Genomic DNA, 18,412 nt, shown 5'->3' with positions numbered 1-18,412 from the left:
AATCTAACTCCTTTAATTTTGTTTTTGTTGCTCTTCAGTTACAAGCATCTTTAATAATTGTCTTCCGCGATTGGTTACAGAATATGGGGTACAAGTTCCATCTTCTTTCTTATCGATAAAGCCTTGCGCCTCCAGAATAGTAAAAGCTCGATCATAGTGTTTTCGTTGACTATGATAATTTTCTAATCTAGTTTTAATCAGTCCATGACCAGATTTGTTTGCACGAACTACCTTCTTAAATACTTCTACTGTGAAATCATCCATCTTTTTTCGAAAAAACAAAAGATGTTCAGGATGAAATAATATTTCATCCAAATCTACAATCCGATTGGAAGACTCCTCCATTGTCATCCTCCTTACGCCCATTTATGTACCACAATTGTGTACCATTATGGTCCATTATAGTAGAATATCATAAATTTGGCAATTTCTATTAGGATAATAATATGTATATCTTTTGGTATTTATTCGAAATGGCAGAATATATTCTTATTTTCTATCCATCTTTCTCTCAATTAATTTTAATTGACTTGAGTAAAATTACAACCATTTGTGTACCACAATTGTGTACCACAATCAAACCTATAATTTTCAATTAATATAAGGATATTATGTACCACAATTGTGTACCACAAATAAAACTACATATTCCTAAAGTTCATACCCGATCATTTTATACCAATTTTATGTATGGTACATAAATAAAATTAATTTGATTTAAACAAAAAACCTTTTTTATCCTATATGGCTAGAAAAGGGTCAGGTTTTATCTAATGGGTTAGGTAATCTAGCCTGTTAAAAAGGCCAAAAACCCGCATCCACACGTCCGATAATTTGTTCTTTAGATATAGTACCGATCATTCTAGAATCCATGCTATGATGACGGTTATCTTCCATTACAAATAAATGACCTTTCGGTACTGTTACGAGACCAAAATCTCCTGTTAAAAAAATCCTCCACGCTGGGCTTGTCCTTTGAGCTCAGCTAAGTAGAGCTCAGGGATTAACTCCACATTAACATACAATTGGTCATTCTTCACTTGTATGGTTTGACCCTCTGTAGCAATAATACGTTTAATAAAAACTTGATCCTTTTTAGCATGAAAGTTGTTTGGGTCCACCAATTGCTTAGGATGATTTCATTCTTACATTCTACTCATTCATAGGTTCATCCCATGGTAGAGGAGAGAATTCCCAAGAAATGAAGTTTACTATGAGGAATTCGGTAGTAACCGAAGGGGAATTCGGTAGTAACCGAAGGGGAATTCGAACGAATATGGTAGAATTCCCGTCAAAATGTAATATGTATCCCAATAACAGACTGGAATATAAGCCTCTAGGTTCTTACGATATTTGTTAAATCTGTTTTTGGGAAGATGATATTGTTCAGTTCCAAGACCCTGATTAGAAGACCAACCGTGGGAGCCATAGGGATAGCCTGCTTACATTCACCCAGTATGGTGTTCAGCGCAGGAATCACGTGACTTCAGTCATGTGAGGTTCAAAACCCAAGTGGTTGCATAAAGTTGCTTAATTTCGCTAAATAATTATGTGTTGAAAAACAAAGATACTATATTTTAGAAAAGATTTCCTCTTCTGTGTTGTTAAAATGGTGGATTATGAGAGCAAGCCATTTTAATTGAAAGCATGATGAAGATACATCCATGATGGTATTCGCTTTACAGAAGTGCATTAAAAAGAGGGGATTCGATTTAATTAACCGGTGAGGGGCATGGATACTTTACGCAGCTGATGTGTATTTAATACACGCAAAGATATTAATTGGATAGAATTATTTTTTGTCATCATTAAATCACTTAGGGCATATGTTTAGGGCAAGTCGGCAAGTTGCGCAAGTAGGGCAAGTAGGGCAAGTAGGGCAAGTAGGGCAAGTGTAATCACTTGAGCAAGTTGCGCAAGTAGGGCAAGTAGGGCAAGTGTAATCACTTGAGCAACTTGCCCTGAGATATCCCAACTTTTAAATTTGAGGTGATTTGATGGATGAAATTAAAGTGATGATAGGTAACGAAGCAAGTAAGGTAAAGCCTCATAAGAAGATTTGTGTAAAAACAAATATTACTCTGGAATCAAATATACTTCTTCATCGGTTATCGATGACGGTTAGTAAGTCTAAAACAGCCCTTGCTACAGAGATTATTGAAATCATGTTACGTAATCCAAGTTTCATTACGTTTTTGCAAGATAAATACAATGTTCCTAAAGAGCACCGATTAGTTGTAATAACGAAAAATGGAGAAGTTCGTTATTAACTAATTATTCATTAATTCTTAACATTGAATGATATTGACCAAACAAACGAACGGTAGTTGGACAATGTCATTCAATGTTTTAGCTAAAAGTAGGATAGAATATCTAACTGCAACGACTGAATAAAAGGAAAAACGAATTCATATCCCTATTTAAAAACTGGTTATGATAGTCTACTAGCAATTTGCATTATTGAATATGGGCTTAATTCAGTAATGCAACAACTCCTAGCTCAATTAATAATTATACTATTATTATTGCGGCATTTAACGAAATCACCGGAAACGGTTGAAATATACTATTCGTACCATCATTGGGTAACGGGATATTCAAGTTTCTACGTACCAAAAAAATGAATATAGATAATCAGGTCTTGGATAAGTTTGGAAACACACTTTGATGTTAGAGTACTATATATTAGAAATAGCAGTATTTTACAAAAATGCACTTTTGTACTAGTCAGATTTGCTGAAAATATGATCATTGAAGAACAATTACGTATACAATGTTTTAGTTAGTTTTATTTTTTATTCCCTCCTTATTGATTATCATCTGCACTCAGATTCCAAGATGCATAATTTAAGTAATCTATGTATAAAGTTTAATAATACAGTCTAAACTGATAGACAAACTACTGGTCTAACATAGATTAATGGAGGGTATTCCTATGCAGGCAGAAAAGAAGTCACGCCAAGATTCGTGGTCGTTTGAAGATGATCAACTTCTGGCCAATACCGTATACAACCATATTCGTGAAGGAAGTACACAACTGCTAGCTTTTAAAGAAGTAGCAGAACTCTTAAATCGAACATCTGCAGCTTGTGGTTTCCGTTGGAACAGTACCATTCGAAAACAATATGACCAAGAGATAAAAAATGCAAAAGAAGAACGAAAGAAGAACAAGAGTATCAAGAGAAAGGGGTTAGAAAATAGCGAAGTCCATCAAGTACAGGTGAAAGCAAATCCTTCTTCCAGCGATAGCAATTTGCAGGCTTTTTATGGGGGAAATATGAGCTTTGAGGATATCATGAAATTCCTCGGGCAAAAGGTAGAAGAATATCGTAGGCTGGAAAAGGAATTAATCTTAAAAGATCAAATCATCCGGGAACTCCAAGATGAAATCCGACATCTTCGAAAAGAGCTCGATAATAAGGTAACTCAACCACCAAGTGAATTAGTAGAGGATTATCAAACATTAATTCAAATTCTAGATCGCGCACGTCAGATGTCGATCTTGCCTACCTAATTCAATCACTAGACTAAAAACATTAAATTTTCCACCGGATATAGACAAGGATTATTGTTCAATCAATAAGTTTATTTAACAAGTGGAGTGGAAAATGTCAAAAAAGAAGATTTGAGACGATGAGGCAATTTAATCACGTTAATACAATACAGAAACATGTACCTTTCTAAATGTAGGTATTTGAGTTTAATGTTGTAATGCTATAACCTTCCAATGATGGTCCTAAAAAGGTTTTACCATATAAAACCCTCCTAAAGTGGAAAAGGTCTTCTAATTGGTGAAGGCTTTTTTCTCGTGTTTGCTTTATAATGCCGAGCCTTCCACTTGATAAACTGGATAACTGTATTTTTCCCGCCATGATGTAAGCTAATATCAGATCTTTCTTAGCCCGTCTCCTACCTTAAAAGATTCATAACACTAATTGGGGTCATTCAGATTTCTTCGTATAAGGATTGTGTTTATAAATATTTTCAGTAAAGCCTTCTCTCGTTCCACGAATCAAGGCTTCAGTAATTAGTCTGTATCATGATCGAAAGCATCTATGGGATAACTTAGTGTATCTGTTGTTTCCAAAAATCAACTTTTCTATTTTATTCATTTAATAATCCATTACTTACTACAGTTCTGCAACTAAACAATCTCTCAATTTCTTAGTTTTTACTGAGTATTACCCATTATTACATAGACGATCACTGGTTTTCATAATAAAATGATAGAAGACGAAGGGGGTGTTAAAAATGAGTAAAAAAATTGAGAACATCCTTGATAAAGCGGTCCCAAAGTTAATTGATAAAAAGAGAGAATTATCTCTTTTTGATATCTATGTTATCGAAGCAGAACTGGATAAAGAACTTGACGACGTAGTCAAGAAATTGAAAAATTGTAATATGCGTGAACTGACCAAGGTGAAGGAAAAAATTAATGATCAGTTAATTAATCTAATGAGAGAATACATTGACTCTAACGGAAAAAATGAAGAATTAGTTTCCTATCAAGAGAACCTAGACATGCAACAAAAAGTAATATCTAAAACCATAGAAACAAAACAGCTATATCAAAAGCAATTTACACATCCAGTTGAAAAAAACGTGTTTCGACATGGGCTTTTTCGATCTTCAACCCCAAATGAAACTACATTACAAAGGATACGAACAGATAAAGGGATCATTGAAGAGGTACGGAATGGCTTTAGAAAGCTATACTATCGAAATGAAAATGGTTATTATCTGACTACCTATGATTCAAAAGTGTTTATAGGCCTCCTAAAACTATGGGAGATGAAAGGAAAGGAACGAGCATTTCACTTTCAATTTAAAGAATTATTAAAAGTAATTGAAAGTGACTTGGCTGGCGGCGAATATAATCTTTTATCCAAAAGTTTGGACAATCTTGCTAGAACATCCATTATTATGGAGGAGTATCTAGATGCAACGAGTGGAAAAAAAACAAGAACTCGAATTCACCATCCTATTCAGAACGCAGATATCATATACACTAGTGGTACTGCGGAAGCACATATTGAATTTAACAACTATTTACACGATAGTTTACTAGCAGGGAACTATGTATTAATTAATATGGGTTTATTCAATGATCTAGCCACACCAACTTCAAAGAATTTATACCTTTATATCGTGAATGAACTAAGCGAACATGAAAGAAACATACTCATTGATCCTCTCATCGAGCACCTAGGTATTGTCGCTTCTACTCGGACTAAAGCTGTGAATATGATAAAAGAAGCATTTGCCGAATTGAAAGATTTTGATGTAATTAAAGACTATGATGTCATAAAAGCGGGTAGATTTTATAAAGAATTTACTTTTGTGCCTTCCGACTGGCTTAAAAATCAACCCATTATCATTGAAGAGAGATCAAACATCACATTTTTGGGTCAGCAATGACCCTTATTTTATTTTTCTTAACATCTCCTTAATTGTTTATCCTCTGCACTCCGATTTCTATTTATCCTCTGTACTCCGATTCAGCACCAATGTTATTGCAATTTACCATTTAAAAAAATTTTTTTTAGGTTTTAATTATCCTCTGTACTCCGATTATTGATTATCCTCTGTACTCCGATTATCCCCTGTTCTCCGATTATCCTCTGTCCTCCGATCAACCTTTATCCTCTGTACTCCGATTATCCTCTGCGCTCCAATCAACCTTTATCCTCTGTACTCCGATTATCCTCTGCGCTCCGATCAACCTTTATCCTCTGTACTCCGATTATCCTCTGTCCTCCTATTTTTCATTATCCTCTATACTCCGATTATCCTCTGTACTCCGATTATCCTCTGTACTCCTATCTTACTTTATCCTCTGTGCTCCGATTGCCACTTTTTTCATATCAATGTTATGATGTCGGATAAAGGCGATTGGTGCCGTTAACAAAATGACAAATATAAGGAGGTAAGAGGAATGATCCATCGTAAACTATGCGATCCAACGAAAACAAAACATTATAGCCCATTGAGAATGCAATTTCATTTTGTACTTTCCCGTTTTGTTTGTTGGGATGGATTAATTCCACTTACTCCAAAGGAAATCGCCGTTGAAATGGACTGTGATCTGCAATCGGTTTACAAGTTTATGAAGCAAGGAGTCCGGGACGAGATTATTCGTGTTGAAGGTGATCGGATTTATTTAAATCTTTATGTACCCTCCGATCAGTATAAAATGGGTTACGTCAAACATTATCCCTTTATAGAATCGAACGAATTTAAGAAGACCAGTGTGCAAACTCAACGTTTTGTACTTTATACCCTATGGTATGGAGTCTATAATGGACGCATTCTATCTCGCCCAATTTCTACCCTTTACCATAGCCCTAGAGAACAAAAGGGTGTATTGAACCTGTACTCTAAAGCACCGGTTCTTGAAGTGTTGGAGGAAGCCCAATCCTTTTTACAAATCGAAAGTTTTAAGCTTAAAGGGGAAGAATGGTTCAGGGTAACAGGTATCCGACCAGAATTGGAAAGAGAGCCTTTGAAAAATAAAGGAGAAGAGAAATGGCTTGAGGATCGTCTCATCGAAAGCTATTGTCATGATATTCTTTCCTATGACACCAAAATCAACCTCATGAAAATAAAAGATGAATATACTACCAAGCTTGGCTCAGTCGGCTTAGAGTTATTTACTCGTGCCATGGATAAGCTCCTTTTAACTTTTTCTATATATGAAAAGGAACAAAAGGGGGAGGTCTGTCCATTTTTACGTGGTATTTTAGCTGATTTAGAAGTGAAAATCCTACCAACGCTGCAAATGAGAATGGCATATGTCAAAAAATCAATATCTGCTATAAAGAATATGGGGTTACAAGAATCTTCTCAATGGACTCGTCAATTTACCAAAAAAATGTGTGAAATTCGTGATATAATCGAGACCTTACTTATGCGCCAATATAAAAGAAAAGAACAACAAAAGCAAAAAGAAGCAGAAAAAGCAATATTACGTAGTTTCCAACCATTCAATTGGTTAGAAACTACAGCGGGAGCGGCGATTCCATAGGATGGCCGCTGGTTGTCATGCCCTTTTATGAAAAAATCATTTCATTTTCAAAAAAAAGCGAAGAACCGGTGTAAAAAGCCCGATTCTTTGCTTTTTTTTATAAAGTTGATCAACCTTATATAGAAGTCATGAATCAAACTCAACCGTAAAATTGGCATCTATTCTGTGGATTATAGATTCAATCTATGTGAGTATTAAGTATAAGAATGTTGATACCATATAAGAAGCTGTGAATTTTATAATATCGTCTGTTATTTCTAAGTTATCGTCCGTGGATTTTTTTCATCTATATCCTCAAGCCCTTGATATATCAATGTTAGTGAGGACAATATTAAAACGCTAATGGTATTTAAAAAAGAATATTTAATAAATGATTATAACCAAATAGTTATTTTTATGATTACTAAAAGTATTAAGTTACCACTTTTATTTTATAACCATTTAATTTTTTTCATTATTATCTCTAGAAGTAAGTGATTAACAATCCCAAATTTAGTTTTATGCAGTCCTTCTAGATTATTGGTGTATCCGGGGGAAGATTACTGTTAACTAGGGTAGAGGTATTTCCCCATTATTGACCTACTTGCTTTTATAAAACGATCCTTGTAGTGGTCCAACAGCTTGTCCAAGTATTTTCGAAAATAGGCCTGCGGGGGAAGCAATCATCCGAGTTAGTAATGGCAAACGAAACGTAATTTTATGAAGGGAAGCCCCTGGTTAGATCGAATTAGGAGATCTGGAATAGGGAGCAAAAGAACCTAGAAGCAGAGTTGGGGAGGGGCGATCAACCCGAAACGGCAACCATCCGTTGCCTTTGGTGCTAGGAAAAACGGAAGTAGGGGAGCTGCTCCTCGATTCACTGGAAAGAATCAAGCATATCCTGGTAGCGGGTACTACCGGGTCAGAGAAGTCCGTTTTCTTAAACAGTTTAATCCTGTTGCTCATGATGATTAAATCTCCAAAAGAGCTCCGTTTTGTGCTGATTGATCCGAAACGGGTAGAGTTCTCTCTTTTAAAAACACCCTTCATGTAGAGACTTTGGAAACCGAACCGAAAAAGGCTGTTCAATTGTTAAAGCACTTGTCGATGGAGATGGATTGGCGGTATTAACGATTTGCTGACTACGGGTTGAAAAAATAAATAAACTTAACCAAAGATAACAGCTACGATAAAATAATTTAATTGTTTCCTTTGTATGTCTACGATAGCTACGTTAGAGTATTAGGGTGTATATGGAATTTATTTAGAAAATAGTGGATGGTTTTTTATACGAATTAACCTGGATTTATAGCAAAATAACAGAGATTTAATTAATCGTGTTTGCTAATGTAGATAAAATTCAAAAGAGTCGGTTTATCCCACAGGAACCGACTTTCTTGGATTAAACACCTGATTTTCTTACTTTCATTTTAAAGCTCTCTATAAAACAGTAACAGAGCTTGAATAAATCCAAGCAATAACCTATTTTCTACGGATCGTATGGCGGATTTGCAAATATAAAAACATTGGATAATATGACTTAGTTGGAATAAAAACGAACGAGCTATCTCAGCAGCTCGTTCGTTTTACTTTGTATCTAACCAGTAATAGAATTTTGTGGGTGAAATCGATTCAATTTTACGATTTGGACTGGGAGGAGGTGATGATTTGTGACCATTAAACAAAATTTTTTATTCAATATCTCCTAAACCTTACGTTTATTTATATGAGTCAAATTAATGTTAGGTTTATTCATATCATGGGTTTAAATGAAGTCATCGGCGTCTTTCAACGTAAGATGAAAAGTGGGTTTACATACGTCTTAGATTTAATGCTGTATTTTCCGTAACGGGAATATCATATAGAATATAAAAAAAGCTAAAACTAAGTTGTATTTGTATTAGTTTGTATGTTAAGGTTGTGAACTCCATTGACCACATTCACAGATTGAACAATCCGAAAGGGAAGAAATTGAAGAGGGTATTTAATATCCGTAATCATCCATAAAGTAGGGAATACCGGACAGTGGGGGTTATGTTGCCAGGAAGAGTTTTGCCATTCGTTACTTTGATAGTATCTAATATATCGATTTAATTTTTCCCTCATTTTTTGGGGCGAATAGTAAGATCGTTGAATTTCTACAAAGTAAGGATTTCCTTCCCAGATCATAAATATATCCGGCTCCATATAGGTAGGTCCAAACTTTGCCTCGACCTCAAATTTACTAGGTAAACTAAATTCACGGAGTTCACGATAAAATTTTAAAATAGCTAGAAAGTGATTTAGTTTTTGACTGTTAATTTTTACGGTTGATGGATTGGGGAAGTAAAGGTAAGGGCGATGTTTGGTATTCGCTTGTATCAAGTTTTTTTCTCTCAATCGCTTAAGAACGGTGTTACACCCTTTAATTTTTTCTTTTACATCATGGAAGTGAATTTCAACAATATCATCACGGCTCATCACCCGAAACCTTTGAAGATCGGATAGAATAGCTTGATCTCTATATCTCATGTAATTCTCCTTTCGTGTTTCTTTTGGAAACATATCGAATGGTTTAGATAATATAGGGGGTTCTAATGAATAAGACAACCCAGACACGAGCTCGAATGACCTTTAATACCTGAATAATGTGGTGTCATGTCTTTATAATCTATGCAGATGGTGTTGTCCAAGTTGCATGACTGTGGAATGGGACAATCTTATTGGATCATATGGTTAATATAGATATCTCATAGAAGGGAGGAAATTTCATGCTTAAACAGGGGAATCCGTTAGAGGAAATAGGAAGCGTTGTTGAGTCTAAATTTCATGAAGTTTTTCATTCGCGAACTGTTGAAAAAGAAATAAGAGGAATCGATTATTTATATATTGTGGAATTTCCAGATGGTCAGCAAATGGCTTTGTGTATTCCAACGATGATCAACGAATTGGCGTCTTATTTAGAGGGTTACTGAAATGAGTCAATAATTGATGTTTATTGATGTTATTGGGACCAAGTTCCATCTTTGGATCGAAATTGAGAATTAAATAATAAAACAATCCATTATAATACACGTTTTCGGTTAAATAAAAACCATTATGGGTATTACTAAATAATGGAAAATTTTAAATTTTACTTATCCCCTCATTTATCACTTATCCGGATTATATATATGATGAACTGGTTAGTAGTTTACTAAATCTAAGTCTGTAAGCACCTTGAAAAAGGTGCTTTTTCTATTATCCTTATCAAAAAGCCAGACTTCATGGTTTATCAAACAGGTTTTCTGACCATACTGAATATAAAATCCAGGACGAGGTGTATCAGTATGGCCATTAAAATGACTAAAGAACAAGCTGCTAAAATCGCAAAGGACGCAAACAAATCTTGGAATAAGAGTCCGTTAAATGTAAAAAAGAAATAATCAATCCGTATTTTCTTTTAACCATTCGTCTACAGCTTTTTTCATCGATTGCGTACGATCCTTCATATTTTCCCAAATCAAGTGAAGGATCTTAGCGACGGTAGTGTCTTTTTCCGGGTTGAATTGATTAATGTAAGCTACGACTTCTTCTAATTGGTGTAGTCGATGAGGATCTAATTCTTCTTTGATGTACTCCTCTAAGTAAACGGAGACAAAGTCAGTCTCTTGTAGAACGGATTCGATCAAGAGTGTGGTTGCAGAGGATACGGTCAGATCTAAGGCATAAGAGAGCTCTTTTACCGTTTCGAATAGGTGTGGGGGGAAGCGCAGAGAAAGTCTACCCTTGGCTCCTGTACCACGATCAATTTTTATAGGAGCACGATCTAAACTTCCACGAAAGCAGATGGAGTCTCCAAAATTATTTGTGAAATAAAAATCTCTTCTAAAGAAATAGGATAAGCCAGTAATAACTTCTTGCGATTGTGTTCCAACCCGACAAATATCCTCTGCGATATCTTTAACTGGTCGAACCGTAATATATGACAATCGATTCATACATTCATAAAGTTCTATGGAAACGGTTGGCTTTACATCTCTCTTTTTATCCGATCGAATTTTTCTTTTTTGTCCCTCTCTTCTCACTCAATCACATCCCAAAAATTAGACCTTATCCTATGGACACATTCCACGTGTCCATAGGATATTTTATTAAAGCCTATGATGGGGGATTGAGGAACATGCATTCGATATATTGGGAGAAAGCGAATTTTTAATCCTCATACATAACTATATTCTTTGACTCATAAAATAGATTGCAAAATAAAAAAAGCTTCACCAAAATAGAGAAGCCTTTTTTATTTTCCTTTCTTTGCAAGATCCAGTAGCTCTTTTGCTTCCTCTCTTGTCATAACAAAACCTCCTTTGAAAGGGGTGTAGGGATGAATAAACAAGACATGACATTTTCGATCACACTGCCATATCAGTTAGCAGATGACTTACTTAAAGTTGTGCATTATGCGAATCAAAAGTTAGATAACCCAAAAGATTATTTGCAGCCTGAGGATGTGATTCGTTCAGCACTCGTCTACTTTATCCCTAAGTTTGTACGATCTGATCTTATCCACCATCATGAGGTTCCATCTTTAAGTTACTTAGGTGATAAGCAACTTCCACTAAAAAACAAACTTAAATCACATTTGAAAAAAATTGGGAAGTCAGGTGCTCGATTTGCTCGTGAAATTGGGATAAGTACCGGTAATATGTCCGATATCCTTAATAATAAGAGTCAACCTTCCTTAGATGTTTTTCTCCGTATTTACTTTTCCCTTAATTGTCCCAATTTAGATGATATTTTGTATCGTGAAACCTCTTGATTGATGGAGGTTTTCTTTTGGTTTAGGGTATCGGAAATCCGAGAGCAAAAGCTATCGAAAATCGGAATAGGACAACTTCTAGCCAACATAGAGTGTACTACATAATAATTCTTAGCTTTATTTTTGACCAAAAGGTATGAATTTATTCCGAAGAGGAATAGAGAAAAACACACTTCTTAAATGGTGAAGGAGATGGTGACTAATGAAGATTAAAATAAATGGAAATGAGCTAACGGAAAAAATCAGTATTTAAGAGTTAATAGGAGAGAGCACTGATTTGGTTCGAGTATGGTTACCAAAATGGAGGGATTAAACCATGGATGTTAATGTTATAGGTAATCATATAGGGATAATTGGTGGCTTGGTATTTTCAATTATTTGTGTTGTAGCAATCTCTCGCGACCGAGAGGGAAAAGAAAAAATCGATAACTCTAGGAGTAGGATCAAGGTGAAAGTGAATCGTCGTTAGATGTATGAATTCGCACGAGGGGAGAGTGAAAAAGTGAATATCACATCATGGAATAAAGTCATTGATATCATCACGCGTAATGGGGGAAATTCTAGATTTGTATTATTTGCAGTTTTAGCTTATATAGAAGATTGCAGAGAGGGCGAGAGTTACTTTTCTCTTAGCCCAATACAATTAGAAGAAATGAGAAGAGGATTAAGCGGACTAACATGGGATTAAATAGGAGGCATTTATAACTTAAAATTAGGGTCTCCCCAACAATAAGAATTGCTAAAACATAGATGATACTTTGTGTTAAAAGGAATATAAAGAGGTGTTTTTGTATGTTATGGTTCGAAGTGCGCAAATTATTCTGGTCAATATGCTGTTCTTCAGGCGTTAACTTATCATATAGAGGAAGATTGCTGAAGTAGCCGTAATTAAAACCATTGATTTTCCTAGAGATGCAACAAGAAAGTTAGTTTGAATTTCAGGAAACAAAATTTTGTATCATACAGCAAAAGAAAAAATCGTCATACAAATTCCTCTTAACAATGGACTATGAGTAAGAGGTCATTAATGAATGTGGAATTGATAAAAGAACTTCTTCCACAACGATTAATACAAGGACAGATTGATCACGTAGTTAGCTACGATTGACCTCTGCCTGTGTAAAACGGATGAAAGGGCGCTGGTTAATTGTAGACTCAGACATGATGGAGCGTACTTATGTCTGTGTTAGCTAAGCGACTGGTCTATCCGAAGGCTCAGTTCGATAGGGAACACCACTGGCCGCAGCCAATTCCTTAACTGTTATGTCCTTTTCAGCCAATATAACCTTCAGTCTTGAAGTGCCCATTTCATTTCTCTCCCGCTAGTGGTCTTATTAACAGGACAGGCAAGATTCATAAAATTCAAACAAACAAATCAAATTTATTGTTATAGGTTTATATGAATAACATACCACATAGGTGGAATGATAACTTCCACAAGGATTTTCATAACTTTATTGGAGGGATTTAACATGCCAGGACAACAAGAGAGTCGTAATTCGAATCGGAAACTAGTTCCTCAAGCGGCTAGTGCGATTGACCAAATGAAGTGGGAGATAGCGCAGGAATTCGGCATTCAACTTGGTGCTGACCAGACATCCCGTGCGAATGGTTCTGTTGGTGGAGAAATTACGAAGCGGTTGGTTCAGTTTGCAGAGCAATCCCTAAGTGGAAGAATTCAATAAATTATCCTGAAAGTTCTAGTACCCTATCACATACAAAAGCCTTGAGAAAAAGCAAATTCTCAAGGCTTTCGTATGTGATTAGGCGGTTTCTTCTCCGTTGACGGAACTCTTTAAACTCTTACCGGCCGTGAAGGCGGGAATTTTGGAGGCTGCGATCTCAATCTCTTGACCGGTCTGTGGGTTGCGACCTTTACGAGCGGCACGTTCACGAACTTCAAAGTTTCCAAATCCGATTAACTGTACCTTTTCTCCCTTTTTCAAGCTGTTTTCAATGGCCTCGAATATTGCATCCACCGCTTTTGTGGCATCTTTCTTGGTGATTTCTGCGGTTTCTGCTACGTAGGCTACTAATTCGGTTTTGTTCATCTGTAGACCTCCCTATAAAAATATAGTTATTATTATCAATATAATGAAAACTAGTGTTTGAAAGCAAGTTATACTTGTACAAAATACCCCCTGGTCCTTACTGGATCCAAGATAGAGGATCCCTATGATTCACAACACCAAAAGGGGTATGAGGATCCACCCGTAGCGTAATTTCAGTACCGATTTGATTTGTATCCTGCTAGTCTATGTATGACCATGATGGACAAATCACTAGTTTTTAGACATGTCACCACAGCTTAGTTTATTTGCTTGTGTCCATTTTTTATATTACACTTGTACGCAAGACATGACATCTAATGAACAGACATCAACTACAACCGATAAGGAGTGAAGTTCGATGCAAGCTGACATGAAGATGGAAGATGTTTTGGCTAAGTTGAGGCAGTTAAAGGCAAAAGGGGAATCACTAAGTAAAAAGAAAGTAAAGCAATCTGATCCTGTATTAATGCGAAGTGCATTGTTTTACTTTCCGTCATGGGAACATGCATTAGATAAAATTGACGTATAGATAAGTGATAATAAGGGATACCCATAGCTAAAAAAGCTAAAGGTATCCTTTATTTACAATTGGATAAACTCTTCAATCGCATATAACCCTTATCACAATTCAAGTTTAATTCTTCTCTATTTCTTCCCCTTTTTTAAGCGAATCCGATTGAGTCGATTGACTGCGATATGAAAAATGACTATTTTTTTAGACATGTCAATATTTGTAATTTGTCTAACTGTTTCATCTACTCATCATGCATGTATTGGATTATAATGAAATTCCCTACGCATGAACTTGAAGTGAATCATTGTTGCCTGCCAGGAATGGCAGGCACATTTTTTATCTCTAAAAAAATTATTTAGCTATATAAAATGATTATCTGGTTTGTATATGTCGATAAAAATGGGCCCGCCAAAAGATTGGCGGGGCAATATGTTGATACAGGAGGGAGTTACGTAATTTCATTATAGAAGGATAATATGACCAGAATGTTACATAGGAATGAACAAAATAATAACTTGAGCGGTTAGTTGTGATAATATAAGAACATATATTCTTGTTTAGAGGTGGTTGTATGGAGAAATGGTGGGAAGTCAGTAAGATTAAGGAGCAGTTGGCTGCCGTTGACTTATGCCAGTGTAAAACGGAAATGAGAGGGCGATGGTTAATCGTAGACCCGGAGACGATGGAACGTGCTTATGTCTGTGTTAGCTGCAAGCGGCGGGTTTATCCGAAGGCTCAATAGATTAGGTGAGGGGATATGACCCTATAAAAAGAAGATGGAACGAGTGAATACTTGGTTATGTACTTTTGAAGGACAAAAGACAACCATGAAAAAGAACCAAAGGGATACCCTTTGGAATCCTTATGACGCTCGGCGCTAGCCAGCCCTCGAACGGTGTTCGGGGGGATATTTAGCTTATTGGGTCACCATTCGTCAAGGGTCGCTTCTTATCCTCCCGCCGAAAAAAAAGACCAGCGGTCCGGTACCGCTTTTCCCCTTGACGAAAAACGTGGTTATTCTTTTCCTCCCACGTTTTCGATCCAATATTGGATGATTTTTAACCGCTGACGACCGATGTTTTGTTGAAAATAAGGGGTATCCAAAAGGATAGGTCTATCTTCTAAAAACATCCGCATCTCTTCCGCCTTTTTCAGATATTCCTCAGTTTGTATGGGCTGCCACGGGATAAAATGTTCGTAGAGATCATCGAATAATGCTTTGATATAGGCGGTTTGTTCCGCAATACTCAAGGTTTTTTCCTCCTTCACTAGATATTCCGTTTTGGACTCCACATGAAGCTGTAATTGGTCTTTTGTGATTTGAAATATGATGTCAAATTCATGGGCTAGCTCCCGATCATCAAAACCTTCCGGTTGACGTAACCATTCTTGGTATTGTTCAGATAACCGCATGTGGGCACTCCCTTTCATTTTCATTACAATATAATTAATTTAATTATATTGTAATGAAGTGGTAATTATATTACAATATAGAAAAATCCCCCTCAGGGGCCATCCGAGGGGGAGAAATCAGGAAGGTTACATCATTCCTGACTCTTTGAGAGATTGAAATCTTTCTTCACCGAGGATGAGGTGGTCTAATACCTCAATCCCTAGGATTTTCCCGGCTTCCACTAGTCGGTTCGTGACGGATAGATCTTCACGGCTGGGAGTCGGGTCTCCGGAGGGATGATTATGTCCAACGATAATGGATGCCGCATTATGTAGGATCGCCGCCTTAAATACTTCCCGAGGGTCCACAATCGCTGAGTTTAACGAACCGACCGACACTTTTTCTACCCCCGTGATTTTGTTTTTTGTATTCAGGAAAATGGTAGCAACACTTCTCTGTCTGATGTCCCGATGAATTCCCGCATGACCTTTACCGCATCTTGTGGGCTCCGGATTGATTTTTCTCCATACACCATCATATTTCGTTCCTTTACCAACTGCACCGAGTAAACCGTAATCCGACTTCTTTTTTGTTCCATCTTAATCCTCTCCTTATAGGAATTTGTCCGAGCGTCCCTTGCGGGGCCGCCTGAGGCAAACGAACCAAGGGTCGAGGCTCGCCGCGCAAAGCCTTTCCGCGTGGGGAGAAGACCCGTGCCCCGAATAGCTTTGCAAGCCTAGCTTCTTGAAAGGACTCTTTGCAAAGCAGACATTCGGGGATGGTACGCTTGTCAAAGGCGCGGCCTCAACTAAGCGAGGACAAAAAAAGAACCGGTGCAGCCGGTTCTTCTCCGTTGTATTTCTATTTTTCATTGACCATCTTCAGTTGTCATGTCATATGGAAAACTCTTTTGGATTAATTGGTTTATAGTGTTTATGATCCCGACTCCTATAGTTAGCAGGCACGTAAGGGTAAGGGGATGTTCTGGAACTGCCTTTGCAGCAGTTCGGGCTATTCCTGTTAGCTTGTGTTAGCCGATCATCTCCGCTTATAGTTTTAAACTAGGCCCAAGGAGTGGGGGATGAAAGATGAATGTATGACAGTAAATGTAGTAGAAAATAGATCGAAGGCTTGATAGACGAATCCTTCCATCCATTTCATCTTGGCGGAACCCGTGGAAGTGGTATGGTGATTATGGAGGGATGACGTGTTAAACAAGCCCTTATAGCCCATGTTGCTTTATAAGTCGGATACCATAAAAGAAGTACAGAATATTTTCACCCATAACTCCCTAGTGTTTTGCTTACATCTGGGATGATCTTTTCCTTTCGTTAACTAGGTAAAAGGGGTTGAGTCCTGTAATAATAGTAGAGTGGTGTAAAGGAATTTCAACTTTAATGATCTGTATTTCAAAATCCAATTGATGGGTTGAAACCATGTATTTGAACGAGAAGCGTGAAGAATGATGGACAAACTTTGTTAATCCTTCTTTTATAAAACAGTACTCTAACGGAATATCTATCGAATGTATTGAAATTAACCACTTTTATTGATAATTTTTTAACATCTCTGTCCTATTACAAGTAGGATAAGTTGTTTAGGAGGGTATATATTAAGGGGATATAATTGAAAGGGGGAGGAGAATATTTTTTGCTTTTATAATTCAATATTCCGTTAGCGTACTGTTCTTAAATTGGTGTATAATAGAATAAATCATATGGACGGGGAGAGTAGCCTATGAGCCTAGACCATGAAGAGATGCTAACGGCAAAAAAAATAGGCCTTAGCCACAAGGAGTTGTTTATGTTGTATGTGCTACAAGCACTCGATCAACGAATAGAGAGTGGATCGGAACTCTTTCTTAAAATGGAGCAAGAGTTATTAGGAAAGCGAGTCAGTCAGTCTCATTTCTATGCAACGCTAGCCTCTTTGAGGGAGCAAGGACTCATACAAAAAGTATCTTCTACGGATCATCGTCAAACTTTATTAACGATCACTCCAGCCGGCAGACAGAAACGAGAGTGGTATCGCCAAAGCTACATAGAATCCTTTACGATGGTGAAGGTTTGGGCCGATCTTTTTGTTTTTGAAATCACTCGGACGGGTAGTAAACCTTCCGTGATCCATTCGAATAGTGAACATCAGAAATTTTTTAGTCGTTTGGTTCATGTCCGTCGGTTAGTGGAGTGGATGATTTTAAAAGAACTTCACCGCTCCCCTCGATTAATTCCATCTACGATATTAAACGAATCTCTCGAAAAGTATGGTTGGCAACCGGCTAAAACCTATTATTTTGAAGTGCTTTGGGATATGGAAAAGAAAATTTGGATAGAAGGGAAATGGGAAGGAGAGCGAAGGTCCCATCGAGTATACCGACTTCTCCCCAAAGGAAAAGAAGTCTATTCGATGGTGGAGGAAGATGTCCTTGCCTCCGTTCGAAAGGTACAGGTGTTTCTTCGCTCCGTACTGAAGTTACTGGTTGTATAAGAAATATAATGAACGTCTCATCTAGATCGGATGTACAAAAGGTCCCCCATCAACAACCTATAGGGATCTCAAAAGTCATGAATTGGAAATGATAGGGATAAACATGTGCTATAATGACTGTAAAAGGGCAAAAGGAGGATGGAAATGGAAGAACAAATCAGGAAGTATCTTCATCAACGCTTTACTC

Annotated in this window: 21 protein-coding genes and 1 pseudogene; 13 read left to right on the top strand and 9 right to left on the bottom strand. The window is 36.9% G+C overall.

Annotation, left to right across the window (positions count from 1 at the left end):
- Window positions 1-12: 12 nt before the first annotated feature.
- The 3 genes from ABLT31_RS33420 to ABLT31_RS33410 all read right to left on the bottom strand — a co-directional run bounded on the left by ABLT31_RS33420 (window position 13) and on the right by ABLT31_RS33410 (window position 1,121).
- The gene (locus ABLT31_RS33420) at window positions 13-345 is read right to left on the bottom strand and encodes a hypothetical protein (protein WP_367759879.1); all 333 of its coding nucleotides are present in this window, start codon (window positions 343-345) and stop codon (window positions 13-15) included.
- Between the two features lie 450 nt (window positions 346-795).
- Window positions 796-954 (bottom strand): signal peptidase I, encoded by a 159-nt coding sequence (gene lepB / locus ABLT31_RS33415; protein ID WP_367759934.1) that lies wholly within the window; start codon window positions 952-954, stop codon window positions 796-798.
- Window positions 945-1,121: a S26 family signal peptidase gene (locus ABLT31_RS33410; protein ID WP_367759877.1), complete on the bottom strand. Its 177-nt coding sequence runs from the start codon at window positions 1,119-1,121 to the stop codon at window positions 945-947. The genes lepB and ABLT31_RS33410 overlap by 10 nt, the downstream gene beginning before the upstream one ends.
- An 876-nt stretch (window positions 1,122-1,997) precedes the next feature.
- Between ABLT31_RS33410 and ABLT31_RS33405 the strand changes: the two genes are divergently transcribed.
- From ABLT31_RS33405 to ABLT31_RS33385, 5 genes and pseudogenes are all read left to right on the top strand, one after another.
- Complete coding sequence (locus ABLT31_RS33405; protein ID WP_367759875.1) at window positions 1,998-2,270, top strand: hypothetical protein; 273 nt, start codon at window positions 1,998-2,000, stop codon at window positions 2,268-2,270.
- A 665-nt stretch (window positions 2,271-2,935) separates the two neighbouring features.
- Window positions 2,936-3,514 (top strand): RsfA family transcriptional regulator, encoded by a 579-nt coding sequence (locus ABLT31_RS33400; RefSeq protein ID WP_367759873.1) that lies wholly within the window; start codon window positions 2,936-2,938, stop codon window positions 3,512-3,514.
- Window positions 3,515-4,251: 737 nt separating this feature from the next.
- Entirely contained in the window at window positions 4,252-5,418 is a 1,167-nt protein-coding gene (locus ABLT31_RS33395) for a hypothetical protein (protein WP_367759871.1), read from the top strand.
- Between the two features lie 517 nt (window positions 5,419-5,935).
- Window positions 5,936-7,024, top strand: coding sequence for a hypothetical protein (locus ABLT31_RS33390; protein ID WP_367759869.1), 1,089 nt, complete (start codon window positions 5,936-5,938; stop codon window positions 7,022-7,024).
- Between the two features lie 787 nt (window positions 7,025-7,811).
- Window positions 7,812-8,057 (top strand): annotated as a pseudogene (locus tag ABLT31_RS33385) (FtsK/SpoIIIE domain-containing protein); the annotation flags it as partial.
- Between the two features lie 830 nt (window positions 8,058-8,887).
- Here ABLT31_RS33385 and ABLT31_RS33380 read toward each other — a convergent pair.
- Window positions 8,888-9,514, bottom strand: a complete 627-nt coding sequence (locus ABLT31_RS33380; protein WP_367759867.1) for a hypothetical protein — start codon at window positions 9,512-9,514, stop codon at window positions 8,888-8,890.
- A gap of 239 nt (window positions 9,515-9,753) precedes the next feature.
- Here ABLT31_RS33380 and ABLT31_RS33375 point away from each other — a divergent pair, with 239 nt between their 5' ends.
- Window positions 9,754-9,957, top strand: coding sequence for a hypothetical protein (locus ABLT31_RS33375; RefSeq protein ID WP_367759865.1), 204 nt, complete (start codon window positions 9,754-9,756; stop codon window positions 9,955-9,957).
- A 450-nt stretch (window positions 9,958-10,407) separates the two neighbouring features.
- Here the strand turns inward: ABLT31_RS33375 and ABLT31_RS33370 are convergent, their stop codons facing one another.
- Window positions 10,408-11,049 (bottom strand): hypothetical protein, encoded by a 642-nt coding sequence (locus ABLT31_RS33370; protein ID WP_367759863.1) that lies wholly within the window; start codon window positions 11,047-11,049, stop codon window positions 10,408-10,410.
- A gap of 296 nt (window positions 11,050-11,345) precedes the next feature.
- On the opposite strand from ABLT31_RS33370, the gene ABLT31_RS33365 reads away from it, so the two are divergent.
- The 4 genes from ABLT31_RS33365 to ABLT31_RS33350 all read left to right on the top strand — a co-directional run bounded on the left by ABLT31_RS33365 (window position 11,346) and on the right by ABLT31_RS33350 (window position 13,465).
- Window positions 11,346-11,780: a helix-turn-helix transcriptional regulator gene (locus tag ABLT31_RS33365; RefSeq protein ID WP_367759862.1), complete on the top strand. Its 435-nt coding sequence runs from the start codon at window positions 11,346-11,348 to the stop codon at window positions 11,778-11,780.
- A gap of 316 nt (window positions 11,781-12,096) precedes the next feature.
- A complete protein-coding gene (locus tag ABLT31_RS33360) occupies window positions 12,097-12,249 on the top strand; it encodes a hypothetical protein (RefSeq protein ID WP_367759860.1) in 153 nt (50 codons plus the stop codon).
- A gap of 33 nt (window positions 12,250-12,282) precedes the next feature.
- The gene (locus tag ABLT31_RS33355) at window positions 12,283-12,468 is read left to right on the top strand and encodes a hypothetical protein (protein ID WP_367759858.1); all 186 of its coding nucleotides are present in this window, start codon (window positions 12,283-12,285) and stop codon (window positions 12,466-12,468) included.
- 784 nt (window positions 12,469-13,252) lie between these two features.
- Complete coding sequence (locus tag ABLT31_RS33350) at window positions 13,253-13,465, top strand: small, acid-soluble spore protein, alpha/beta type (RefSeq protein WP_367759696.1); 213 nt, start codon at window positions 13,253-13,255, stop codon at window positions 13,463-13,465.
- 78 nt (window positions 13,466-13,543) lie between these two features.
- On the opposite strand, the gene ABLT31_RS33345 is transcribed toward ABLT31_RS33350, so the two are convergent.
- A complete protein-coding gene (locus ABLT31_RS33345) occupies window positions 13,544-13,831 on the bottom strand; it encodes an HU family DNA-binding protein (protein WP_367759856.1) in 288 nt (95 codons plus the stop codon).
- 358 nt (window positions 13,832-14,189) lie between these two features.
- Here ABLT31_RS33345 and ABLT31_RS33340 point away from each other — a divergent pair, with 358 nt between their 5' ends.
- Both ABLT31_RS33340 and ABLT31_RS33335 read left to right on the top strand, forming a co-directional pair.
- A complete protein-coding gene (locus tag ABLT31_RS33340; RefSeq protein WP_367759693.1) occupies window positions 14,190-14,360 on the top strand; it encodes a hypothetical protein in 171 nt (56 codons plus the stop codon).
- 556 nt (window positions 14,361-14,916) lie between these two features.
- The gene (locus tag ABLT31_RS33335) at window positions 14,917-15,087 is read left to right on the top strand and encodes a hypothetical protein (protein WP_367759854.1); all 171 of its coding nucleotides are present in this window, start codon (window positions 14,917-14,919) and stop codon (window positions 15,085-15,087) included.
- A 272-nt stretch (window positions 15,088-15,359) separates the two neighbouring features.
- On the opposite strand, the gene ABLT31_RS33330 is transcribed toward ABLT31_RS33335, so the two are convergent.
- The 3 genes from ABLT31_RS33330 to ABLT31_RS33320 all read right to left on the bottom strand — a co-directional run bounded on the left by ABLT31_RS33330 (window position 15,360) and on the right by ABLT31_RS33320 (window position 16,336).
- Window positions 15,360-15,758 carry a hypothetical protein gene (locus tag ABLT31_RS33330; RefSeq protein WP_367759852.1) on the bottom strand — a complete coding sequence of 133 codons (399 nt, stop codon included), beginning with the start codon at window positions 15,756-15,758 and terminating at the stop codon, window positions 15,360-15,362.
- A 126-nt stretch (window positions 15,759-15,884) separates the two neighbouring features.
- Window positions 15,885-16,154 carry a JAB domain-containing protein gene (locus ABLT31_RS33325; protein ID WP_367759932.1) on the bottom strand — a complete coding sequence of 90 codons (270 nt, stop codon included), beginning with the start codon at window positions 16,152-16,154 and terminating at the stop codon, window positions 15,885-15,887.
- A 14-nt stretch (window positions 16,155-16,168) separates the two neighbouring features.
- A complete protein-coding gene (locus ABLT31_RS33320) occupies window positions 16,169-16,336 on the bottom strand; it encodes a hypothetical protein (protein ID WP_367759850.1) in 168 nt (55 codons plus the stop codon).
- A 1,139-nt stretch (window positions 16,337-17,475) separates the two neighbouring features.
- On the opposite strand from ABLT31_RS33320, the gene ABLT31_RS33315 reads away from it, so the two are divergent.
- The gene (locus tag ABLT31_RS33315; protein WP_367759848.1) at window positions 17,476-18,225 is read left to right on the top strand and encodes a winged helix DNA-binding protein; all 750 of its coding nucleotides are present in this window, start codon (window positions 17,476-17,478) and stop codon (window positions 18,223-18,225) included.
- The last annotated feature ends 187 nt before the right edge of the window (window positions 18,226-18,412 follow it).

This window comes from Ammoniphilus soli (assembly GCF_040813775.1).
Note: the sequence above shows the minus strand (reverse complement) of the source record. Positions and strands in the feature narration are given on the sequence as shown.